Origin of the sequence: Protofrankia sp. Cj5, from assembly GCF_917627405.1 — a bacterium.
Lineage (GTDB): Bacteria > Actinomycetota > Actinomycetes > Frankiales > Frankiaceae > Protofrankia.
The window spans coordinates 22654-45619 of the sequence record NZ_CAKJTO010000004.1; the positions used below are offsets into that span (position 1 = coordinate 22654).

23 protein-coding genes are annotated in these 22966 nt (G+C 66.5%); 14 read left to right on the top strand and 9 right to left on the bottom strand.

The window, feature by feature from the left end:
- Nucleotides 1-294 precede the first annotated feature (294 nt).
- Nucleotides 295-1563 carry an aspartate kinase gene (locus MJ777_RS02120; RefSeq protein ID WP_239308302.1) on the top strand — a complete coding sequence of 423 codons (1269 nt, stop codon included), beginning with the start codon at nt 295-297 and terminating at the stop codon, nt 1561-1563.
- Nucleotides 1560-2705 carry an aspartate-semialdehyde dehydrogenase gene (locus MJ777_RS02125; RefSeq protein ID WP_239345354.1) on the top strand — a complete coding sequence of 382 codons (1146 nt, stop codon included), beginning with the start codon at nt 1560-1562 and terminating at the stop codon, nt 2703-2705. Before MJ777_RS02120 ends, MJ777_RS02125 begins: the two co-directional genes overlap by 4 nt.
- 365 nt (nt 2706-3070) lie before the next feature.
- Here the strand turns inward: MJ777_RS02125 and MJ777_RS02130 are convergent, their stop codons facing one another.
- Nucleotides 3071-3274, bottom strand: coding sequence for a cold-shock protein (locus MJ777_RS02130; RefSeq protein WP_013872098.1), 204 nt, complete (start codon nt 3272-3274; stop codon nt 3071-3073).
- 841 nt (nt 3275-4115) lie between these two features.
- Between MJ777_RS02130 and MJ777_RS02135 the strand changes: the two genes are divergently transcribed.
- Nucleotides 4116-5123, top strand: coding sequence for an aldo/keto reductase (locus tag MJ777_RS02135; RefSeq protein WP_239345350.1), 1008 nt, complete (start codon nt 4116-4118; stop codon nt 5121-5123).
- Nucleotides 5124-5264: 141 nt separating this feature from the next.
- Here the strand turns inward: MJ777_RS02135 and MJ777_RS02140 are convergent, their stop codons facing one another.
- Nucleotides 5265-5990 (bottom strand): response regulator transcription factor, encoded by a 726-nt coding sequence (locus MJ777_RS02140; protein WP_239372808.1) that lies wholly within the window; start codon nt 5988-5990, stop codon nt 5265-5267.
- A gap of 182 nt (nt 5991-6172) precedes the next feature.
- Nucleotides 6173-6427, bottom strand: a complete 255-nt coding sequence (locus MJ777_RS02145) for a hypothetical protein (protein ID WP_239372810.1) — start codon at nt 6425-6427, stop codon at nt 6173-6175.
- A gap of 64 nt (nt 6428-6491) precedes the next feature.
- On the opposite strand from MJ777_RS02145, the gene MJ777_RS02150 reads away from it, so the two are divergent.
- Nucleotides 6492-6746, top strand: a complete 255-nt coding sequence (locus tag MJ777_RS02150; protein WP_239372812.1) for a hypothetical protein — start codon at nt 6492-6494, stop codon at nt 6744-6746.
- A 301-nt stretch (nt 6747-7047) separates the two neighbouring features.
- Here the strand turns inward: MJ777_RS02150 and MJ777_RS02155 are convergent, their stop codons facing one another.
- Nucleotides 7048-7509 (bottom strand): DUF5666 domain-containing protein, encoded by a 462-nt coding sequence (locus tag MJ777_RS02155; protein WP_239311658.1) that lies wholly within the window; start codon nt 7507-7509, stop codon nt 7048-7050.
- A 625-nt stretch (nt 7510-8134) separates the two neighbouring features.
- On the opposite strand from MJ777_RS02155, the gene MJ777_RS02160 reads away from it, so the two are divergent.
- Nucleotides 8135-9025: a helix-turn-helix transcriptional regulator gene (locus tag MJ777_RS02160; protein WP_239311660.1), complete on the top strand. Its 891-nt coding sequence runs from the start codon at nt 8135-8137 to the stop codon at nt 9023-9025.
- Nucleotides 9026-9131: 106 nt separating this feature from the next.
- Here the strand turns inward: MJ777_RS02160 and MJ777_RS02165 are convergent, their stop codons facing one another.
- Nucleotides 9132-10808, bottom strand: a complete 1677-nt coding sequence (locus tag MJ777_RS02165) for a CYTH and CHAD domain-containing protein (RefSeq protein ID WP_239372814.1) — start codon at nt 10806-10808, stop codon at nt 9132-9134.
- 219 nt (nt 10809-11027) lie between these two features.
- On the bottom strand, nt 11028-11873 hold the full coding sequence (locus MJ777_RS02170; protein ID WP_239311664.1) for a CPBP family intramembrane glutamic endopeptidase: 846 nt from the start codon (nt 11871-11873) through the stop codon (nt 11028-11030).
- Between the two features lie 411 nt (nt 11874-12284).
- Here MJ777_RS02170 and MJ777_RS02175 point away from each other — a divergent pair, with 411 nt between their 5' ends.
- The 5 genes from MJ777_RS02175 (at nt 12285) to MJ777_RS02195 (ending at nt 18205) form a co-directional block, all read left to right on the top strand.
- Nucleotides 12285-12758, top strand: coding sequence for a PH domain-containing protein (locus tag MJ777_RS02175; RefSeq protein WP_239345337.1), 474 nt, complete (start codon nt 12285-12287; stop codon nt 12756-12758).
- 83 nt (nt 12759-12841) lie between these two features.
- Complete coding sequence (locus tag MJ777_RS02180; protein WP_239311666.1) at nt 12842-14215, top strand: PH domain-containing protein; 1374 nt, start codon at nt 12842-12844, stop codon at nt 14213-14215.
- Between the two features lie 92 nt (nt 14216-14307).
- The gene (locus MJ777_RS02185) at nt 14308-14742 is read left to right on the top strand and encodes a BlaI/MecI/CopY family transcriptional regulator (RefSeq protein ID WP_239311668.1); all 435 of its coding nucleotides are present in this window, start codon (nt 14308-14310) and stop codon (nt 14740-14742) included.
- Nucleotides 14739-15794, top strand: coding sequence for a M56 family metallopeptidase (locus MJ777_RS02190; protein WP_239311670.1), 1056 nt, complete (start codon nt 14739-14741; stop codon nt 15792-15794). The genes MJ777_RS02185 and MJ777_RS02190 overlap by 4 nt, the downstream gene beginning before the upstream one ends.
- A 278-nt stretch (nt 15795-16072) precedes the next feature.
- Nucleotides 16073-18205 (top strand): SpoIIE family protein phosphatase, encoded by a 2133-nt coding sequence (locus MJ777_RS02195; protein WP_239372816.1) that lies wholly within the window; start codon nt 16073-16075, stop codon nt 18203-18205.
- A gap of 117 nt (nt 18206-18322) precedes the next feature.
- Here MJ777_RS02195 and MJ777_RS02200 read toward each other — a convergent pair whose 3' ends face one another.
- The 3 genes from MJ777_RS02200 to MJ777_RS02210 all read right to left on the bottom strand — a co-directional run bounded on the left by MJ777_RS02200 (nt 18323) and on the right by MJ777_RS02210 (nt 19548).
- Nucleotides 18323-18934, bottom strand: a complete 612-nt coding sequence (locus MJ777_RS02200) for an HhH-GPD-type base excision DNA repair protein (protein WP_370652624.1) — start codon at nt 18932-18934, stop codon at nt 18323-18325.
- A 168-nt stretch (nt 18935-19102) separates the two neighbouring features.
- Nucleotides 19103-19330 (bottom strand): type II toxin-antitoxin system HicA family toxin, encoded by a 228-nt coding sequence (locus MJ777_RS02205; protein WP_255723979.1) that lies wholly within the window; start codon nt 19328-19330, stop codon nt 19103-19105.
- Nucleotides 19327-19548: a type II toxin-antitoxin system HicB family antitoxin gene (locus MJ777_RS02210; RefSeq protein WP_239345329.1), complete on the bottom strand. Its 222-nt coding sequence runs from the start codon at nt 19546-19548 to the stop codon at nt 19327-19329. The genes MJ777_RS02205 and MJ777_RS02210 overlap by 4 nt, the downstream gene beginning before the upstream one ends.
- A 430-nt stretch (nt 19549-19978) precedes the next feature.
- Here MJ777_RS02210 and MJ777_RS02215 point away from each other — a divergent pair, with 430 nt between their 5' ends.
- From MJ777_RS02215 to MJ777_RS02230, 4 genes are all read left to right on the top strand, one after another.
- Nucleotides 19979-20461: a hypothetical protein gene (locus MJ777_RS02215; protein ID WP_239307825.1), complete on the top strand. Its 483-nt coding sequence runs from the start codon at nt 19979-19981 to the stop codon at nt 20459-20461.
- Complete coding sequence (locus MJ777_RS02220; RefSeq protein ID WP_239307826.1) at nt 20461-21729, top strand: hypothetical protein; 1269 nt, start codon at nt 20461-20463, stop codon at nt 21727-21729. Before MJ777_RS02215 ends, MJ777_RS02220 begins: the two co-directional genes overlap by 1 nt.
- Nucleotides 21730-21962: 233 nt before the next feature.
- Complete coding sequence (locus tag MJ777_RS02225; RefSeq protein ID WP_239307827.1) at nt 21963-22232, top strand: hypothetical protein; 270 nt, start codon at nt 21963-21965, stop codon at nt 22230-22232.
- Nucleotides 22223-22630: a type II toxin-antitoxin system VapC family toxin gene (locus MJ777_RS02230; RefSeq protein ID WP_239307828.1), complete on the top strand. Its 408-nt coding sequence runs from the start codon at nt 22223-22225 to the stop codon at nt 22628-22630. The genes MJ777_RS02225 and MJ777_RS02230 overlap by 10 nt, the downstream gene beginning before the upstream one ends.
- Nucleotides 22631-22966: the final 336 nt, after the last annotated feature.

Below are 22966 nucleotides of genomic sequence, written 5' to 3' on the forward strand. Positions count from 1 at the left end.
CGTCAATCGCCACCCACCACCAGAGCGGCTCCCTCCACCGCCTCGCGATGCACGCGCCCCAACCCCGCTCCTTGATCTAAACCTCTATTATCGAATGCTTAATTTTTTTGAAAATTCCAAAAAACTATTTTCAAAATCAAAAAAATATGATAATGGCCGCCGTGGCGGCAACGCCTCGTTCCCCAGCGCGGGCAAGACGACCGCCCGCTCCGGTGGGGCAATCTGATCGCCCACCCGAAAGCACCGTGACCGCAGCTCTTCTCCGTCCCCTGAGTGCCAAGTAGCCTGGGCCCCATGGCGGTCGTGGTGACGAAGTTCGGCGGTTCCTCCGTCTCGGATGCCAACCGGATCAAACGGGTCGCCGAACGGATCGTGTCTCAGCGCCGTTCCGGCGACGATGTGGTGGTCGTGGTGAGCGCGATGGGTGACACGACCGATGACCTGCTGGAACTCGCCGAACAGATCACGCCGGTACCACCGGCCCGAGAGCTCGACATGCTGCTCACCGCCGGTGAACGCATCTCGATGGCACTGCTGGCCATGGCGATCTCAAACCTGGGTGCCGAGGCACGGTCGTTCACGGGCTCCCAGGCGGGAGTGATCACTACTTCGGCGCATGGCAAGGCCCGCATCATCGATGTCACACCGGGACGCATCCGTGACGCTCTGGACTCAGGTGCGATCGCGATCGTCGCCGGTTTCCAGGGTGTCAGCCAGGATACGAAGGACGTGACGACGCTCGGCCGAGGTGGGTCGGACACGACCGCCGTGGCCCTCGCGGCCGCCTTGCGGGCTGATTTCTGCGAAATATACACCGATGTGGACGGCGTTTTCACCGCCGACCCGCGTATCGTGCCGGACGCACGCCGCATCGAGCGCATCTCATACGAGGAAATGATGGAGATGGCGGCCTGCGGCGCCAAAGTTCTCATGCTTCGGTGCGTCGAGTATGCCCGCCGCTACACCGTCCCCGTCCACGTCCGTTCCTCGTTCTCCTCGAAGCCGGGTACGTGGGTCACCGAGATTCCGGAGGCAGATCTCGTGGAACAGGCCATCATCCGCGGAGTCGCACACGACCAGAGCGAGGCGAAGGTGACCGTGGCCGGCTGCCCGGACAAGCCCGGCGTGGCCGCTGCCGTCTTCCGAGCCGTCGCTGACGCGGACGTCAACCTCGATATGATCGTGCAGGTCGGTTCGGTCGCCGGCACCGGGCGGACCGACATCTCCTTCACCCTCCCGAAAGCCGACGGCCGTACCGCGCTGACCGCGCTGACGAAGGTCCGTGGCCAGATTGGCTTCGAACGGACCCTGTACGACGATCACATCGGCAAACTCTCCCTGATCGGCGCCGGGATGAAGTCGCATCCAGGGGTGTCAGCCCGTTTTTTCGGCGCGCTCGCGGACGCCGGGGTCAATGTAGAGATCATCTCAACCTCCGAGATCCGGATCTCGGTCGTCATCCGCGACACCGACCTGCCCGTAGCAGTCCGGGCCGTCCACAGTGCCTTCGACCTCTCCGATCCCAACGGCCAGGCCGTCGTGTACGCGGGCACCGGCCGATGACGACACAGACTGCCGCCCACCGCCCAACACTCGCTGTAGTCGGCGCGACCGGTGCGGTCGGCACCGTGATGCTGTCGCTGCTGACGGAACGCCCGAACATCTGGGGAGAGATCCGCTTGATCGCTTCCGCCCGGTCCGCTGGGCGGAAACTGCGGCTGCGCGGCAGGGACGTCGAGGTGCTTGCGCTGGCTCCCGAGGTCTTCGACGGCGTCGACATCGCGATGTTCGACGTTCCGGATGAGGTCTCCAAGGAGTGGGCACCGGTCGCCGCGTCCCGTGGGGCTACCGTGGTCGACAACTCGGGCGCTTTCCGGATGGATGCCGACGTCCCGCTCGTCGTCCCCGAGGTGAACGCGCAGGCTGCGGCGAGGCGACCTCGTGGGATCATCGCCAACCCGAACTGCACGACGCTGTCAATGATCGTCGCGGTTGGCGCGCTACACCGGGTGTTCGGGCTGGACTCCCTGGTGGCGACCTCCTACCAGGCAGCGAGCGGAGCGGGCCAAGCCGGTATCGACACGCTGTACGCCCAGCTCGCGGTCGTCCTCGATGCCGGGCTCGCCCACCGCAACATGCCGCCGGCCGACGCGGCCGGCCTGCCTGCCGGCACGGCCGGCGACATCGAGCTCAGACTCGGACAGAGTGCCGGAGACGTCCGCAAGGCGATCGGGGAGAACGGGCTCGGCCCGTTCCCCGCGCCGCTCGCGCTGAACGTGGTGCCGTGGGCCGGTTCCTACAAGGACGGCGGCTGGTCGTCCGAGGAAATTAAGATCCGGAACGAGTCACGGAAAATCCTCGGGCTCCCCGGCCTCAGGGTATCCGCGACCTGTGTCCGGGTACCGGTCGTGACGACCCACGCGGTGGCGGTACACGCGTGGTTCGCGCGTCCGGTAACGGCGGATGAGGCACGAGCCGTCCTGCGCGCGGCGCCAGGTGTGGCGGTCCTAGACGACCCGGCCGCAGGGGATTTCCCAACGCCGGCAGATGTCGTCGGTACCGATCCGACCTGGGTCGGGCGGATCAGGCAATCGCCCGACGACCCGTGTGAGCTCGCCATGTTCGTCTGTGGCGACAACCTCCGCAAGGGTGCGGCCTTGAACACCCTGCAGATCGCCGAACTCCTGGTGTCCCGCGGTCGATAGTCCCCCGCGTCGGCGTGGTTGACGGAAATTTTGCTACGAGCGTTCCATCCGGCGGATACGCTCGGCAAAAAATCCGGCAGCGCGGCGAGGGGCGTGCCCCAGCCCCGCGACGCCGCGGTCCTCTGTTACCAGGCGCTCCTATTCAACAAAAAAGATGGCAGCTGACGGACCCGACATATTCGAGCGCACGTCAGCGGCTATGCGGAAACACGCAATCTACCAGAAAAGAAACAACACGAAAAAGAAACGCGATGCGTTATGAATCCGAACGTGTCGCCCGCCACCGACAGATAACGAAGGCCCGCCTCCTCAGCTGGGGATGGCGGACCCTCGCCCTACGACTGTGGAGTTACGTCCCTCGTGGCTCAGACGACCCGAACGGCGTCAGCCTGTGGACCCTTCTGTCCTTGGGTCACTTGGAACTCGACCCGCTGCCCTTCTTCCAGGCTCTTGTACCCGTCCATGTCAATCGCGCTGTAGTGGACGAAGACATCCGAACCGCCGCCGTCCACGGAGATGAAGCCGAAGCCCTTCTCCGAGTTGAACCACTTAACCGTGCCCTGAGCCACGTGCCGTTCTCCCTGCTGGTGCAGTCAGGACCCACACCGCGCGGGCCCCGGACCGTCTGAAGTGAGATTTTGGCGCTCCCACGACAGTGTTCGCCGTCCGCGTCCCTTGTAGACGCCAACCGCCGAACTTGGCCATGGAAGACGCTACACGGCTACAGGCCATCACGGGAGGTCTCCGGGGAAGGAAGTCCACTACATACCTCACGTAGCGGATGGCGGCGCATCGCCCGAGGTAACCCACCGCGACTACCGGTCGCGGGCACCTCCATCGTCCGCGCCGGCAGAGCGCCGCGGCCGGCCACCGTCAGGGCGTGCCACCAGAACTGCCCATGGTCAACGCCTCCAGGGAGCCGATCGTGGCTACCAGCCCCCGAGGCGGCTGACACCCCCGGGACCGGCCTGGGTGTTCCTATGCGGCCCGGCCGCGTACTCATGGCGCGGGCATCCCACCTGCCAGCCGACAGATAACCCGTACCACCAATATGACTACTCATAGTAAAAATCATGGTGCATATTTCACCAGCGGATCACCGTGCGACCATCCAATGACCCGGGCTGTCCAACGCCCGCGGACGACACGCCCAGACCGCCCGCGACCAGACGGCATTCCCGCTCGCCGCCGCGCACCGGCCCTGGCCGGCCGCGGCGGAGGCCGCTCATCTTCAGGAATGTCAACAAGACAAACATGACATTACTGACATTCCTGGCCGCGGGACTTCCGGTCGCGTGAATGCTTTCATGCTGGAGAAGCCGGTACGGTCCGGTCGGAGCCAGCCGCCTGGATCCCAGGAGTCCTCGTTCCACCCAGATCCGGAGTCTCGCATGGGGGTACACACTGACCATGACCCTTCCTACAATGCTCTTGGGCCCGACCGGTTTGAACATCACCCGGGTTGGCTTCGGCGCCTGGGCGATCGGCGGTGCGGAGCACGCATTCGGATGGGGCGCCCAGGACGACGATGAATCGGTGGCCGCCATTCGGCATGCCGTCGAGCACGGCGTGAACTGGATCGACACAGCGGCTGTATACGGCCGCGGGCACTCCGAGGAGGTCGTGGCACGGGCGCTCGCGGACATCGGCGAAGCCGACCGGCCATACGTGTTCACAAAGTGCGGCATGACCTGGAAATCAGATCATGACCTGTTGCCCGCCAGAGTGGGCTCGCCCGAGTCGATCCGCCGTGAGGTCAACGCGTCCCTGCGACGATTGAAGATCGAAAGAATCGATCTTTACCAACTGCACTGGCCGCCGAAGGACGGCACACCGATCGAGGATTCCGTCGCGACACTGCACGAACTGCGCGCGGAAGGAAAGATCCGGTCGGTGGGCGTGTCCAACTTCGACGTCGACCTGCTCGAGCGTGCCGCATCCGCGGGCGGGGTTGATGTTCTCCAGCCGCCGTTCTCAGCGATCAAGCGGACCGTGGCCACGGACATCCTGCCGTACTGCGCCAAGCACAACATCGGGGTAATCGTCTACAGCCCGATGCAGTCGGGGCTGCTCAGCGGGGCATGGTCAGCGCAGCGATCGGCCGACCTCCCGGCCGACGACTGGCGGCGTGCCTCACCGGACTTCACCGGCGAGGCACTGCACAGCAACCTCGCTCTCGCTGACATCCTGCGAACGGTGGCAAAAAGGCACAACACGACCGTCGCCTCGGTAGCCGTCGCCTGGACCCTCGCGTTCGACGGTGTGACCGCGGCGATCGTCGGCGCGCGCAGGCCAAGCCAGGTCAATGGATGGATCACGGCCGCCACCCTCGCGCTGACCGCGGAGGACATCGATGACATCGAGCTGGGCATCGATCGTCTCGGAGCCGGCGCCGGGCCATCCCGACCGACCGGGTAACTCACCGGGGTCAAAGGCCGCGCGAAAAACCAGCATCGCGCGGCCTTTGACCAGACACCCAGACCAAAGTCGCCGGCCGCGCGAAAAACCAGCATCGCGCGGCCTTTGACCAGACACGACGATCGTCACGTATCGATACGGTCAAAGCTGCGCGCCAGGCTCTCGCAGCACATAGCCGAAGCCGCGCTGGGTATGGATCAACGGCGGTCCGTGCGGTGCAAGCTTACGCCGTAGGTAGCTCACATACTGGTCGACGATGGTGTGGCCACCGTCGAAGTCGTAATTCCAGACCGCGTCGAGGATCTGGGCACGTGACAATACCCGGCGCGGGTTCGCCAACAAATATCGCAGCAGTTTGAACTCGGTGGGCGACAACTCCAGCGGATGACCGCCCCGGGCCACCTCGTGGCTGTCCTCGTTCAGGACGAGATCGGCGAAGACCAGGACCTGCGCGGCCAGCGGTGACTGGTCGCGCCGTGCCCGCCGGAGCACCGCGCGCACCCGGGCTACCAGTTCATCGATGGAAAAGGGCTTGGTCACGTAGTCGTCGCCGCCGTAGGTCAGACCAGCGACCTTGTCGGTATGGCGATCACGAGCGGTCAAAAAAATCACCGGGGTCTCGGCTCCAGCGTCACGCAGCCGACGGCAGACCTCGAAACCGTCGGTGTCGGGCAGCCCCACGTCAAGCACCACAAGATCCGGTGCCATCTCGGTGACAGCGGTCATCGCCTCCCGGCCGGAAGCTGCGGTAACCACGTCAAAGCCGTGGAAGCGCAAGGACATACGGACAAGATCGACGATGTTCGCCTCATCATCCACGACCAGGACCCGCATCGACCGCGAATCACGGCTCCCGTTCTCGCTCATGTCCCTCCCACGCCCTCCGTGCGCCCCGCGGGTCGCAATCACACCGGACGAACATATGAGTTCCATGCGAGCCGAACCGCCTGCTCATACATCCGGCTCTCATAAACGCCGGGCAGGCTCCAGAGCTGAGAACAGCACCCGCTGTCCCGCTCCGATACGAGGTGTCAAACGATGAACCGTCATCACGCCAGCCGATCCCGGATGGCCGTCATGCTCCTCGTCGGCATGGCAGTTCTTCCGCTGTCCGCATGCCAACCCGGTGCCCGCACCGCCGGCACGGCCGTGTCCGCGGCGACCACACAGGCCTCCAGCACCTCGTCATCGGTGACGGCAACCGTGCCCGTGGCAACCGTGCCCGTGGCAACCGCACCGGCGACGGGTGGTACGTCCGCCGGACGCGGCGTCGGCGGGCCGGGATCTCTGACAGTGTCGATCACATCGCCAATCACAGTCGCCGGTCACGTGGACACAACCGTCAGCTGCGACACAGGCCGGCGCTACGTGGAATCCGCCAGCGGCGTCATTCATGGGTACACCGTTACAGCGACCGTCCGGATCGCCGCCTACCACGGAGCCGGCTCCTACCCGGCCGTGGTCACCGTTTCCGTCGGCTCATCCACGGACGGCCCGTACGCGGTGGAGGCCATCGCGACCACTGCGACGATCACGTCTTCGGGCGGTTCGCTGTCATTCACCGGCCAGACTTCGGCGGGCCGTACCCTGGCCGGCTCGATCAGCTGGTCCTGCTCCGCCTGACCCGGCCACGGCACTCGCGGCACGGCTTGGTGGCCACGCCGGGACCGGCGTGGCCACCAAAGGCGGGGCTAAGAGCGCCCGGCAACAGGGGACGCGGCGTCGCGGGGCTGGGGCACGCACCTCACCGCGTTGTCGTCGGTCGCCACCCAACACCAGGGTGACTCCCTCCGCCGCCTCGCGATACACGCACCCCAGCCCCGCTCCCTGATCCACGCCCCTATTGCCGGGCGCTCTAAGTTCACCATCCGGCCGCTCACCGCCAGTCAGCCAGATGCCACCGCTCTCTCCCCTGACAAACGGCTCAGCTGACCTGCACGATCACGCGGAGCGCTGTCCGTGTCTGGCCGTCGACACGGGCGCCGATCACGATCTTCTCCCCGGCCTTCACCGCCGATATATCCGCTTTGTTCTTGCCTCGGCGCACAATCGTGCTATCCGTGATCGAGTAGGAGACGGTGTATCCGTCATCGCTGCGGACGGTCAACGACGAACCGGACACCGCTGTCACGGTCCCCTTCTGCACATCGAACGTCTTGAACCCGTCCGCCGTCCGCGCCACGAACTCCCCGTGCACGCCTTTGTCCGCGAGCCAGGCGCGATGGCCTCGAGCATCAGACGCCACCTCCGAGATCGGGTCGGCGGTGGCCGTCGTGGCATTCGCGGCCGGTGTGACAGGCCCTCCCGAGTCGGCCAGTGCCACGGTCGCGGCGCTACCGGCCGCGATGACCGCAGCGCCCGCCATCGCGGCGAGCTTCGTTGCCATTGATATCCTCACGCCGTCACCTCCGTTGAACGCGGCCACCGTGGTCCGCGACACCGTCACCTTGCCGGGGCGCCGTGTGTCTTTCGTCAGAGAAATGTCAGAACTGTGTGAGAACCTGTCCGGGGCCGGGCCTTTGATCAGTATGCCGGAATGACGATCTCAAACACGCGCTACGAATGCCCGACAACAGGGGCGTGGATCAAGAAGCGGGATTGAGGTGCGTGCATCGCGCGGCGACGGAGGGATGCGCCGGAGCTTGTGGGGCGACCGAGGAGCCGGGGTACCTGTGCATCGCGCGGCGATGGATGGGCAGCGATGACGCGAGGTGCGCACCCCAGCCTCGCAATGCCGCATCCTCTATTGCCGGGCGCTCCAAGCCGGGGAGCCGCGGCCGAACTCCGGCCAACCGGGGAGGGCAAGGTCGCACTGCGCTGAATGCCGGTAAGCGGCGGTCCTGCTGATGTCAACATCGACAGGTGTCCCGTAAAAGCCAGCTGCCAGGTCAACGGCACCTGCCCCGTCGACGGACAGGTGGCCATCGCTCCGCCCGCGGGTGCCCCATGGCTTCCCCCGCCGCCGGGTCTTGCGAAAAGTGTCCGGGCGATAACCGACAGGACGGTTAGCCATGACAGAAAGTACGGCGCACGGTGCGGTAGGCAACACGGCGAGCAGCGGCGTCCAACGGGAGTCCCGGCAACGCGAACTCGGTAAGTTCCTGCAGGCCCACCGTGAACGAATACCCGGGCTACCACGAGAGGAAGTGGCACAGCTGTCCGGCCTGGGGCTCGCCTGGTACACCTGGCTCGAGCAAGGACGGGTAGCGGCTTCCCGACCGGTCGTCGAAGCTGTGGCGCGCACTCTGCGGTTGGACGATCATGCTCGACGGCATGCCCTGGCACTCGCGGGCCTGCACGCCCCGCCGCGCCGGGCGCGGCACACCCACGATCAACGCCATGCTGTGGCGCGGCTGCTCCAACCCGTTCTGGACAGTTGGCCGACCAGTCCCGCGCTGCTTCTGGACCACAGCTTCGACATCATCGGCTGGAACGACGCCTATGCGGCGCTGTGGACGGACCCCGGCCTCGTCGACGATCGGCGCCGGAACCTCCTGTATCTGATGGTCACCAGCCGGCTGCTCGGCAGCACGCTGCATGAGTGGGAAGCCGTGACCAAGGCTGTGCTCGCGCAGTTCCGCTCACGCGCCGACGGCGATTTCCAGGACGAACGTGTCCAGGAGATATTCATGCTGCTCGAGGCCGACAAGCCTGATCTGAAGCAGTGGTGGGAAAACCGGTCGGCACACGAGTTCACCAGCCGGAAGGTGACGGTCGCCACCGCGACCGTCGGGGAGATCCTTTTGATCATCTCATTGTTCCGTCCCACCGACGACCCGGATGCGACCATCCTGCTGCAGACCCCGGTCACCCCCACTGACCGGGACCGGGTCCGGCAGCTGACGGAACTGCCGGCACGGTGGGTCGGCAACGACCGGTCACACGGCTTCTACGACCATTAGGGCGTGTTTCGAAGGTCATCTGTCCGGCTCGCCGCGTCCAGGCGGCCCCTGGCCGCGGCTCCCTGATCGAACGGCGGCTTCCGGAACACGCCGTAGAATGTACGGATCAGCCCAGCCAGCGGCGGTGCCGCCGCCGGGATGCCGCCGGCCAGAAGTCGATGAAATCCCGTTCCGCGGTCCGCGCACGGCATTCCTCCAGGCCCAACAACAGCCCAAGCGTGAACGCGGTCGGCTTGCCGGCATCCGCGGCCGCCGTGCCCCACCCACGAAGCAGCCCTTGTGCGACGGTGGCATCCTGATGTGTGCCGAGCAGCTCCTGGATCTGCTCGGCCAGCCTGGCGAGCTCCACCGCGTCGGACCCGAAGAGCGGTACGGCTGTCTCGGCCGCGTATCGCAAGCGCTTCGCCTGCTTGCGGGCGCTGTGCAGCTGGATGTCCCGCTCATGCCCGGACGGCGTGGCCAGGGCCGCGGCGACCTTGCGAGTCAGCCGACGATCGGCGCGTCCGATCAGCTGCGGGACAGCGATACGCGCGGGCTGCGCTGCCGGGCCACGCAGCGGTCCGGCAACCACTACCTGTAGATCAGCGATGAGCGTCAGGTAACGCTCGCTGCGCAGCATCGCCAAGGTCTCGCCGCGAGCCTCAGCCTGGCCCGCGAGCAGCTGGCTGTCAATCGTCTCGACGACCGGACCGCGCACCAGCTCACCGGGCAGTTCGGCCATCCGCCCGTCGAAGTACTCGACCATCACCTCGCAGTCGCGGGCCGCGGACAGCGCACCGGCCAGATCGCGTAGCTCCCCGTCCAGGTGGCTGCCGACCGCCGGGTCGAACATCGGCGCGAAGGTACGCAGCGTGCTGCGAAACCGGCGGGTCGCCACCCGCATCTTGTGCACGGCATCCGGTGCGTCCAGGCGCACGCGGGGATCGGTGGCGAGCAGCACCTCCACCTGGGCCGCCAGGTAGGCCCGAACCACCTCGCCGGCCGGCGACTTCGGCCGCAGCCTGCCCCGGGACGGCGCCGCCGCGGATCGCCGTTGGTTCGCCAGCGTCGGCCCCAGCGCCCGCGCGAGTTTGGACGGCTCCAGGGCCTGGGACGCGCCAGCCGCCGACAGGGTAGCGCCGACCCTGTCCAGCAGGCTGTTCTCACCAGCACCGACACGTTCGACCTCGATCTCGCGCCACTCACGGCGCCGCGGGCGCGCGGTGTTCCCGCCGAGAGTCTGGGAGCTGACGCAGTCGTCAACCACCTCGGCGAGATCAGCTCCGGTGGCATCGCGGAGGCGAATCGCCGTGCGGCTCGTGACCAGCCGCGCCACCGGTTGCAGCGGCGCACCGCGCAGGTGGACGGATACCAGCTCCACCAGCTCAGCGGGCGGAACGCTGTCTGCCCAGCCGTTGGCTGGTCCGGCGGCGGCGTGAGCGACGGCGGACACTTCCGGTACTGGATCAGCCGCGACCGGCAGCTGGCCGCTCCTTCCAGCCGGATCATTCGCCCCGTCGACGCCGTCCGCAACCGGGTAAAGGGGGCGCTGGATCTCGGTACGCTCACCAGTTTTGATCGGCAGCTTCAGGTGCCAGCCCTCGTCGTGCCCTCCGGTCCGCCGCCGGAATGTGATCTTATTGTTGGCCAGCCGAAAATCGTCGGAGTCATAGTAGACGGCTTCCAGGGTGACCGTTTCCGGCTCGGTAACGCTAGTGACTCCTTGCAACTGATCCAGCGCGGGAAGCACGAAGGCTGGATCGACCGCGAACTTACGTTCGACTTCCCTCAGTTCACTGCCCATGCCGTGCCCTTTCATCACATCCGACCGAAGCGCCGCCATCAACGAATGGCAATAATCTCGCTACCAGCGACAATTCGGTCACGCCAATCGCACACAATAAACAACAAAAAGATAACCGTTGTTCAACGAATGTTAACTACCTTGTCGCCCCGATGCCCGCTTCGCCACCTGCCGCGATGTCTGCTTCGATGCCCACCCCAACGCCCGCGCCCAACAAGATCATGGCTGGGGGAGCCAGGACACCTTGCCGACCAAAATCACATAACCGACAAAAGCAACTGAATCGATCAGGGAATGAGCTACGACAAGTGGACCGATCCGCCCGTGACGTTGATAGATCCGACCGAACAGCAGGCCCATAAGTAAATTAGCGACAAAACCACCGAAACCCTGATACAGGTGGTACGAGCCACGCAGGACAGCGCTCGTGGCGAGCGCTGTCCGGTCGTTCCAGCCAAACCGGCGCAACCGGGTCAACAGGTAGCCGACCACAACGACCTCCTCGAGCAGCGCGTTCTCCACCGCCGACGCCAGCAGGACGGGGACGCGCCACCACACAGCCGGCAGGCTTGTGGGAACCACGGTCAGGTTCACGCCCGAGTGCCAGGCGAGCAGGTACAGCCCGAGCCCGGTACCGCCGACCATGGCGGCGAGCCCGGCCCCGAAGCCGACGTCGCGGCTGGGCTGGCGGCAGTCGAGCCCGATGGCGGACGGGCCGCCGCCGTCGCGCGCGAGCAGGTTCAGCGCCAACAGCGCGGGCACCAGCGCGGTTGCGATACCGACCAGTTGCAATGCGAGATCGAGCCACGGACGTCCCGGAGCCGCCGACGAGTTCAGCTCGGCAACCTGCCGACGAAGCGGCACAGGTGCGGTCAGGTCGCCGATGTAACGGACAGCGGCCCACAGCGCGGAGGCTCCCAGCGAGACACCGAGGACGAGCCACACCTCGGCTACGAACAGCCGCCGGGACAACGGCCGGCCGACCCCGCCCAGGCCACCAGCGCCAGCGGCTGACCGGTCGGCCTCGATCGGTACCACGGTCCGCTCATCCCCACGCACACCCATCTGGCGACCGTAGCCGTCCAGGCGAACCGCACGTCCTGATGGCCGGCTCCGCATGCTGCCCGCCCAGATTCTGACGGCGGATGTCACCGGCCGAGGGCTCCGGCTCCGCGAAGACTCTGGACAACAGCACCAGCACAGGACAAAATCATCCTAACCACAACAACTATGATCTTAAAATACAAAAAAGATCCTATTTACTCTATAAAATCCATACATTGCATAAAATATATGTATCGTATGCACTCGAGAAGTGCGTACCGAGCGGGCACGGCAACATGCAGATGGGACAAAACGGCAGATGACATCCTGCTCTGTCACGCTCACCCCAGCGCCGAGCCCACGGCTCCGGGCCGCTGACCGCGAAGCGGATATCCCACGGCAACGGGCTGACAGGCCCAGCGAACGGATCACATGAACGACGCCCAGGACTGGACAGCTCCGTCCACGCGCCTGCTGGTCATGCGCCGGATCCAGCTGGCTCTCATCGCCACTCCGACGATCACGACCGTCGGCCTGCTGGGCGCATTCATAGGCTCAGCGGGGCTCGGCGGACTACTCGCTCTGGTGATCGCCGCCGTGGTGCTGGCCTGGGAACGGCTTCTCCATCACCGGATCAGGGCCTGGGCCTATGCCGAACGCGAGGACGACCTCCTCATTCGACGGGGTGTCATGATTCGCAAACTTTCCGTGATTCCCTACGGCAGGATGCAGTTCGTCGACGTCACCGCTGGGCCCGTTGAGCGCATGTTCGGGCTCGCTACTGTACGCATGCACACCGCAGCCGCAGCGAGTGACGCCAGAATCCCGGGACTCCTCGCGGCCGAAGCGGCCCGGCTCCGTGACGCGCTGGCCGCTCTGGGCGAAGCCAAAGCGGCCGGGCTGTGAACAGCGCCGACGAGCACTCCGCTATGGACGGAACGGCGATACAACGGTTGACGGCGGGGCCGTCCAGGGCAGAAGCGTCCGCGATGGCCGGACCGGCCGGTGAGCAAGCCGGTGAACAGGCCGGTGAGCGGAGCGACGGCCAACCCATCGCGGGACTTGCCGGCGGATGGCGCCGTCTGCACCCTCTGTCACCGCTGGTACGGGCCGGGCGCCACCTCGTGGTGCTGGCGACTCTCCTGCTGTCCGGCGCCGTAACCCACCAGCAGGACAGCGGTGGGCAGGGACGCTACTGGGATCTCGCGGTTGTCGCCGTGGTCGTCGTCATCGGTGTGATCTCGTGGCTGGTCACCCGGTGGCAGGTTGACAACGGCACGCTGCGAATCGAGACAGGGCTGCTGCGCCGCAGCTCGCAGCGGTACCCGCTATCCCAGATCCAGGCGATCGACCTGGTGGAATCCGGGCTGGCGCGGGTGCTGGGCCTCGCCGAACTCCATCTGCGGATGGCGGCATCCGGTGGCTCCGCCGGCCGGCTGGCCTGTCTACGCAAGGCGGACGCGGAGATCCTGCGGGCACGCCTGCTGGCCCTCGCGCACGGGGTCGCCGAGGATTCACCGCCACCCCCGGAACAGCTGCTGGTGGCGCTGTCCACCCGGCGGCTGGCCACCTCCATACTGCTGAGCGGCCAGGGAGTTGTCACGATAGGCGCGACCGTCGTCTTCGCCGCGGTCGCGGTAGCGATCCCGGCGGCCATCGGTGCTCTGGGGGGTGCCGTGGGTCTCCTGATCGGGATGCTCACCGCGGCTTGGCGGCGTTTCAACAGCGGCTTCGAGCTCACCGTCTCCGTCGCCGCCGACGGCCTCCATCTGCGCTCGGGCGCGATCCAGACCGCCACGGAGACGATTCCGTTCGGCCGTGTCCAAGCGGTCCAGCTGGTCGAACCGCTCCTGTGGCGGCCATTGCGCTGGTGCCGCCTCGAGGTCGAGGTGGCGGGCCGGCGGGTCAGGAACGAGAACAGGCCCGAGGGACGCCAGCTGCGGGCTGTGCTGCCGGTCGGGGACCATGGCCAAGCCGCGTTCTTACTGTCCCAGCTCATTCCCGCGGCGCCCACCGCCGATCGGCGCGCCCCGGCCCGCGCCCGGTGGAAAGCTCCACTGCGCTACCGCTACCTCGCCTGGGGAGACAGCAAGACCTGTATCGTAACGACAAACGGTCGGGTACGCCGAGTCACACGATGGGTCCCGTTGGAAAAAGTCCAGAGCATCCGCCGGGTCCAGGGACCACTACAGCGGATGTTCGGCCTGGCCACGATCCATCTCGATACCGCCGGTCGACGCATCCAGGCGGAACTTACCGATCGTGACGTCGAAGAAGCCGACCATCAGTTGGCTGTCATTCCCGGCCGCTGCCGAGCGGCCCGCCGCACTGCACGCCTACCGCGGCCCTTTCATGGCCAGTGATCCTTATAGCCGCTTCTGTCGGGCCGTGGGCCAGCTTCACGAGATCTATGGATCAGGTCACGTCATCTCTTGGCGCGTCGTAGAGTGGACCCATGGCGCGCCTGGGTGACCTTGAGCGGTCAGTCATGGACGTACTGTGGGATACAGACGGTTGGCTGACCGCGCGTGAGGTAGCGACCCGCCTCGACCACGAACGCGACCTTGCCTACACCACCGTCCTCACGGTGCTGGAACGCCTCGAGCGCAAGGGTTTCGTCCAACGGGAGCGCGCCGAGCGCGCGCACCGCTACCGGGCGTCGAGCAGCAGGGACGCCGTTGTCGCCGAGGCCATGCTGGCGGTCCTCGACACCACCGATGATCGCGGCTCGGCGCTGGTCCGTTTCGTCGGTTCGGTCTCCCCGGCCGAAGCCGAGATCCTTCGCCGGGCGCTGACCCGGCCGGCGGGCGCCGAGGATGATGGATCGGACACACTGCGTCCACAGGACGAACCACCTCCTGCCGACAGAGGTACTGTTCACCCGCTATGACGACCGCGGCCGTTCTCACCCTGTTCGCGTGCACCCTTGCGTGGCCGGTTCCGCGGCTGCTCGCGGCGGCCCGTTGGCCGTCCCGCTGCCCGCGGTCGGCGATCGTGCTGTGGCAGGCCGTCGGGCTTGCGGGCGGAGTCTCCGCGCTGCTAGCGGTGATCGCTTTCACCTTCGCGCCGCTGTCGACGAACATGCCGGTGAGTGTCCGCGACCATGCCAGCCATCTGGCGGCCGGTGAGCCGCTGGCCGGGCTCGGCTGGATCAACCTGATCGGTCTCGCGGTGGCATCCGCGCTTGCCGCCCGCCTGTTCGGCGTACTCGCCCTATGCACATCCCGGACCCTGCGGCAACGGCGCCGTCACCGCCATCTGGTCGACCTCGCCGGTCACGACCACGGTGAACAGGCCTGCCGACGTAGTCGGCTCCGCGTTCTGGACCATCCGGTCGCGGTCGCATACTGCCTGCCCGGTGTGCGTCACACCCGGGTAGTCGTCTCCAAAGGGCTGCTCACCGCGCTCGCCGCGGACGAGCTGGAAGCCGTCCTCGTGCACGAGGAAGCTCATGCTCGGAGCCGCCACGATCTCGTCATCCAGCCTTTCGTGGCCTGGCAGGAAACGTTCCCCTTTCTGTCACCGGCCCGTGAAGCAACCGCCGCGGTGTCTCTGTTGGTCGAGATGCTCGCCGATGACGCCGCTGCCCGGCGCACCAGTGGGCAGACGCTCGCGCGCGCACTGGCCAGGCTCGGCGTCGCCCGCTCCCCGGTGCCGGCGGGCGCGGTCGCGATCAGCGGTGTGCCCCAGCACCAGCTGTCTGAACGATGCCGGACGCTGTGGCCGGCGCGTGCCAGCCACAGCAGCGGCACGATAGACAGCGGGGACACGAACGCTCCGGTGGCCGAGAGCGCCCGGTCGCCGATCGACACTCCGTTGGTCGCCCGCATCTCGCGCCTGCTGGATCCATCGCCCCGGACGCCGCTGTGGGCGCATGCGACGATCTATCTGACGGCCGCCGCCGTCAGCGCGTTCCCCGTGTTCGTCCTGGTGACCGTCTGAGCGCGTGCCCCGCCCTCGCATTGATCCTCGCATTTCGATTCGCCCCCGCGTTCGCCCCGCGTTTGATCGCGGCTGGCAGCGGGCATCGCCAACCACATGCCTGACCGGCGGAAAAGCGGCGCGTTTGATCTTTTCAACTCGTCGCGTCACTCACCAGGATGGATTTGTTCACGCCAAGCGTATTCGACCTCGGCCACAGGGTGACGACAGCACAAGGTGACAGCGGCACAAGGTGACAGCATGAATCCGTCCCGTTTCTCTCCGGCCCACACGCGCTGATGGTCCGACGCACGGGTATCCCGGGTCGTCGTGAACCAGCAAGATCGGACGAGCTGGAAAGCCTTGAGCTGGCCGCGCGACTCACTGACTTGGCTCCAATTGGCCTCCTGATTGTCGACACAGAGCTACGAATACGTTACATGAACAAGACCATACTCGCCTTCAATGGTCTGTCCACGGCGGACATCGGAGACAAGACGATCGCGGAGCTGCTTCCCGATATAGATCCTCAGGCATGGGATGTGATCCGGCGGGTGCTGGACACCGGGAAGCCGATCATCGATGTTGAAATCACCGGACGCACCCCGGCAAGCTGGCCGCACCGCCGCATATGGAGCGCTTCTCACTATCCGATCCGCGATCGGCACGGCGTCACGACGGCGATCGGTGTGGCCGCGATCGACATCACCGAACAACGACAGGCGGAAGCCGATCGCGAGGCCGTGGAACAGCGGCTGCGCCTGCTGGGGCGGGCCAGCGGGCTGGTCGGCGCGTCCCTGAAACTACCGGACACGCTGGCGGCGATCGTCGACCTCGCCGTCCCCGAATTCGCCGACAACTGCGAGGTCCTCCTGGCCGACGAAACGCTCGACGCCGACACCCACCCGGACAGGCTGGCGCTACGCGGAGCCAGGCACGCCAACACGCCGCGCTCCGCCTCGCCAACTCCGATCAATACCGTGGGAACTCTGGTCTATCTTGATCAGGATAATCCCGCTCATCGAGCATTCGCCACGCGCCGACCAGTGCTTTTCGACATAACAGAACGAATAATACACAGCGTCCAAATGTCCGAACCGCACGACTTTTTCGAGCAGGTCGCGATCGACATGGCGATCGTGGTTCCGCTGCTGGTGGGCCGGCAGTTCTTCGGGGTCGTCTACTTCGGCATCGGCTCGTCCCGGCGTCGTTATACCGACTGGGACGTGCAGACCGCGGCCGAACTGGGAAGCAGGATCTCCAGTGCGGTGGCCAACGCCCGAGCCTACGCCAGCCAGCGCGCCGCCGCCATCGCTTTGCAACGCGGCCTGCTGCCGCACGAAACCCCCGCCGTCGAAGGCCTGGACATCGCCTGGCGTTATGAACCTGGGACGGCCGGTACTGAAGTTGGTGGCGACTGGTTCGACATCATCCCGCTGTCTGCGGGCAGGGTCGCGCTGGTCATCGGTGACGTCATGGGCCGGGGCCTCACGGCCGCAGCCGTCATGGGGCAGGTCCGTTCCGCCGTCCGCGCCTTCGCCGCTCTCGACCTGCCCGCGGCCGACGTCCTCACCCATCTCGACGACCTTGTCCAGAACCTCGGCAGCGGCCCCGATCAAACGCTCATCAGCTGTATCTATGCGATTTTCGAGCCGGCTACCGGCACTATCTGCATTGCCAACGCGGGCCATCTGGATCCCGTCCTCACCTGTCCGGACGGAAAGGTCCGCCGCCTCGAAGGCCACGGCGATCCGATCCTCGGCCTCGGGCTGGGGGAACAGACGTACACCGAAACACGGCACGTGTTCGCAGCCGAAACCACACTTGCGCTCTTCACCGACGGCCTGGTCGAGTCCCCCACCGTCGGCATCGACGAAGGCTGTCGACGCATCGAGCTCATGTTCAGCTCCATCCATCGTGACGCCGAACAGAAACAGGCGCATGATCTCGGCAGGACCGCCGACCGGATGCTCAGCCTCATCGACCGGGGCGAAGGCTACGACGATGACGTCGCGCTGCTACTCGTCCGTGCCACCACCACCGCTACCACCGCCACCACCGCGATCGCCCCGCGTCCCCAGGCAGCCAAGGCCGCGCGCGAAGCCGTCCTGAGCGCCCTCAGCCGCTGGGAAGTCATAGGCGCTGCCTTCACCGTCGAACTGCTGGTCAGCGAACTGGTCACCAATGCGATCCGGTATGCGAACGCCCCGGGCCAACTGATCCTACGGCGCGGCCAGCACGCCCTCTATGTCGAGGTCTCCGACGAAGACACCCGGGTTCCCCGCCTGCTGCATCCCACCGTCGACGACGAGGGCGGCCGCGGCCTGCAGCTCGTCGCCGAACTGGCCACCCGCTGGGGCGCCAGGCCCACCCGGACCGGTAAGACCGTCTGGTTCCAGCTCGATCTCCCTGCGCCGACTGAAAACGACTGACTGGGTGCAGCTGGACGGCAACTCGTCAAGAATCCGGCCGCCCGCCCCGCACATGCTCATCTACCGCGTGGCGCGGTACGGCAATGACACGTATGTTGGAAACAACAAAACCGCAGTTCAGCCGGTAGATACCTTGGTGGCGGCCTTCATCGCCTTCTTGTAGGCACGAACCTTGTCACGGGTGACCGTGTCGATGATGTCGGCGATAGAAAGGTACGATCCGTCATCCCCGAACGGTGCGGACACCTCCCGCCAGCCTGGCGGCGTCACGCCAAGCTGCTTGCCAAGAAGCGCCACAAAAATCTTGGCTTTCTGCGTACCGAAACCCGGCAGTGCCGCCACCCGCCTCAGTAGCTCCTTGCCGTCGGCCGCGGTCGTCCACACGCGAGCCGCGTTGCCGTCGTAGGTGTCGACGATGAGCTGACACATGCTCTGCACCCGCTTGGCCATCGAACCGGGGAACCGATGCAGCGCCGGCTGCTGGGAGAAGGCCGCGCCGAGTTCGTCTGGGTCGGCCCTGGCGAGATCCGCCGCGTTCAGGGAACGACCAAGCCGTCGGGCCAGCTCGCAGGGAGCCGCGAACGCCCGCTCAAGAGGAATCTGTTGGTCCAGCACCATCCCGATCAGCAACGCGAGCGGATCGTTCGTCAGCAGCTCGTCCGCCTCGGCGATCTGACTCAGATGCAGTCCCACGACATCACCGTAGCCGGACCGGGGCAGCCGTCGCATCGCTGGTCCGGTCGCTGCACAGTCGACGCCGCCGCGTCCCGTCCCACCCGACCGTCGGCGTCCGGGCGGTGCACCGCGGTCGTGCCGACCGGCCTCGCCACCTTTTTGGACTGGGCTCACTGCTGTGCGGCCTGACGCCCAGCATCGGCTGGCTGACCACGGCCCCGCTCAGCTGAGCAGAGTTCGCAGCTCCTCGGCGTCCATACCGGCCTGGCGAAGGATCGAGGCGAGGGTACCCGTCGCCAGTTCACGGTGCAGCGGCACGATCACGGTACGGGCCGCAGCCTTGTGCCGGAGCTTGCAGTGCGAGCCTCTTGTGCTCACCTCGTCAAAGCCCGCACGACGCAATGCCCGGACAACCTCCGGACCTGAGACTCTGGGGAGCGCGGGTGTCACGCTGGCAAGCGGACGTCGACGGGCGCGACGATCGGCCCGTCAACGGAGACCGTCGGAACCGGCTCATCCTCGAAGTACAGCTCCAGTGCCTCGCGCAGGTTCGCCAGCGACTCCTCCACGCTTGGGCCCTGACTTGCCACCTCGACCTCAAGGGCCCGCGCCACGTACCAGTCGCCTTCGTGGGTGACGATCGCGGTCAGCCGGACAGCTCGCTCCATGGAGATCATGGTAGCCCTGTCAGGCGCGTATCGCGCGCGTACCTACCAGCGGCAGGCCACCCAGACCGCACCCACGTTCCGTCATCGATTCCATACTTATCGAGAGCCGCGTCGCGATCCGTTCCTTGTTTGTCCGATTTACTGGTCCAGCACCATGCCAATAAGAGCGTCCGAGGATGGGGCGTTCGATCAGTGAGCGGCTCATCCGCGCCCGGTCCGGCAAGGCGGCGGAGGAAGGCGCCCTGGTGCTGGGCGCCGACTGACGACAACGCGGCCGGGCGGGACGCGGGGAGCCGCGAGCCGCGAGCCGGACAGTCCTATCCTCGGGCGCTCTTAACTTACTCATAGAACTCGAACGTTCTGGACGGCGAACTCACACACCAGCCGGTGAGGATACGGCCGCAGGTCCGAGAGCTGAGGAGCAGACGCCATGGGTAAGCACCGCATCCGGAGATCCCCCGGCCGGGCCGTCCGAGTGGCTGGCGTGGCCGCCGCCAGCCTCGCGGTCACCGCGGGCCTCGCGACCACCGCGAGCGCCGCGAGCGCCGCAACGCCCGAAACCGGCGACGGATCGGTCACGCTCTCGATCACCGAGCCCGTCAGCCTCAGCGGGACGGCGGCCACCACGGTCGACTGCTCAGCCGGGCGGCTCACGTACACGGCCTCGGCGAGTACCGCCACCATCGACGGCTACACCCTCTCGTTCAACGTCCTCGCGACCGGCTACCGCGGCCCCGGCAGCTACACCGGTGTCCTCACACTCCAGCTCACGCAACCCGATGGCAGCAACGTCACTCTGCCCGCCGGCGCCGTACCCACCAGCATCAGCGCGACTGGCGGCGTATCCACCGTCGACCTGACGACCCCCGCGGGGACGGCCATCGACGGCTCGCTTGCCTGGACGTGCTCGTAGTGGCGAGGAGCAGGAAGCGCCGCCGGTTCCACGCCGCAGCGGCGCTTGCCGTGGCCATGCTGGCCGCGCCGACGACTCTCGCCGTCGACACGCCGGCCCTCGCCGCGGCTTCGGCGTCGACACCGTCATGCGCCTGGCGGCTGGAGACAACGCCCTCTACTGCCAACGTGGCGCTCCCGGACAGCGACGCCGTGTACTGGACGACGCCGTTCACGGTCGAGGACGGTCTTAAGATCACGGTCGCGGGCTCCTACGCCGACGCCCGCTACACCTCCCTGACCGTGTACAGCTCCAACCGCGCCCCGTTCACGACCAACGGGGTCAGCTCTGGGCTCCCCGACTTCCTGACCGCCCCGGACGCTGGCAGCGTGAATCCGTGGCAACAGACCGCGGCACCGGGCGGCAACTTCACCGTCACGCTGACCCAGGACGTGGTGGCAGGCGAAAGCAACACGCTACCGCTGGCGCCGGCGGAAACCACGTCGGGCGCGACCGGCTACCTCATCTATCGCGTCTACCTTCCGGCCGGTGGGAATGCGGCCGACGTCCATCTGCCAACCCTTACCTTCACCCAGGACGATGTCTCGAACACGCCGCCGGTATGCGGCGCCAGCACCGCGGCCGACTCCGGGCCCGATATGGTCGCGTCCCAGCCAACCGTCACAGCCAGCGCGGCGAGTCCTCAGTTCGCGCGCGGCGCCTCGGGCACCGGCGGCCTTTTCCCGAATCTGGACAACGCCTACCTGTCGGCAAGCGTGACGCCGCCAGCCGACGGCTCGGTGCTCGTCGTGCACGGCAAGGCCCCCCGAACACCGACGGGTGACGATCCGGCTCCGTGGCCGGCCGCCGACGCCGATATCCGCTACTGGTCGCTGTGCGACAACCTGGCCAAGCCGCCGCTGCCTGTCGTCGTCAACACGCTACCCGACGGCAGTATCGACTATGGCTGCCGCGCGGACGACGCGACCAGTCTCGATTCCTCCGGCTACTACACCTTCGCGGTCGGCACTGAGGCGCAGCGGTCGGCGATCGACAGCATTCCGGGCGTCACCTTCGTACCGCTCTCCAGCGCCAGCCCGACCTCCCAGCACCTTCTGCTGTTCCGTAATCTGCTCGGCGCCGAGTTCGCCGAATCAGTCCAGAACGTTCCTTCCGATGACAGAGCGGCCACGGCTGCGGTCGTTATGAAGGCCTACTATCCGCGCACTACGTGGTGTTCGGTGACCATCCTCGCGGCCGGGGGCGCAGCGGCCTGCTTCGGATCGTGACGATCCCGTGGGTGGCCAGGCGCCCGCCCTGGCCACCCACCGCACAGATCTGCCCTGGGCCCACGCTGAAACCCTCTAGGCAGGCACCCCACCGGCACAACCCGGCGCCCGTCATCCGTTCCTTGTTTGTCCCGCGCCATCGCGACGGCAGCGTCGCGATGGCGCGACACATGCTGTTCACCTGATCGACATCTGACGTCGCCGAGACGCGACTTCGACGTTAGAATGACGTCATGACTACTGCCGAAGAGATCACGACCAACCTCACCATCCGGGCGCTCCCAGCTCGAGTACGTGCCACTCTGACCGCACGGGCGAAAGCGCGCCGGCAGTCGCTGAACGCCTACGTGCTCGACGTACTCAGCCGCGAGGCGACTACCCCGACCATGGACGAGGTACTCGCCGACATCGACAGCGCTCGCGCCTCGGTAGGGCTTACCACGGACGACGCGGTCGCCGCCGTACGCGCAGTCCGTGATGCGCAGGAGGCACGGTGGGGCTGATCGTCGTTGACGCGTCCGTGATCGTCGATCTACTCGCCGGGGATGACAGCCCACGGCGCAAGGCCGCGAGGGATCGTATGGCCAGCGGCGACGCCTCTTACGCCCCCGCCCATCTGGACATCGAGGTCATCTCGGCGCTCCGCGGCCTGGCCAGACGTACGAGCCGCCTAGCCGAGCACGCCCCGAATCTCGTCGCCAACCTGATCCGCCTACCGATCCGTCGCGAACTGCTCGGCGGGCCGACCGCCCAACGCGTCTGGGAACTTCGAGAAAACATGACCGCATACGGCGCCGGTTACGTCGCACTGGCCGAACAGATCGACGCCGTCCTTCTCACCTGTGACGCCAAATACATTGCCGCGACTGGCCCACGCTGCGCCATAGAACTAATCACATAGCGGTTGGCGATCGGACTCGGACAGCCTCGGTACACACGGACTGCCGCGAACTCGCCGCCGAAGCGTCGACCGGCGACGATCCGCTCAGCCACCCGGCTATGATCAACATGACCGTGGTGACGTGGCGCGTCGGCCGGTTGGAACCTGCTTCGCGCCGAAAAGTGAACGTTCTGGTAGTCGATGAAGACCGCGACTCGCGGGGTCATGACGTACCCGATCTAGAAAAAAACCCCGCCAGTCGCGGAGGACGGCGGGGAGAAAGTCAGATCACCATAGGCACCCGACGGCCACGGCGCCAAACGGCCGAGGGCACAGCGCACGCCGAGGAGACCGTCT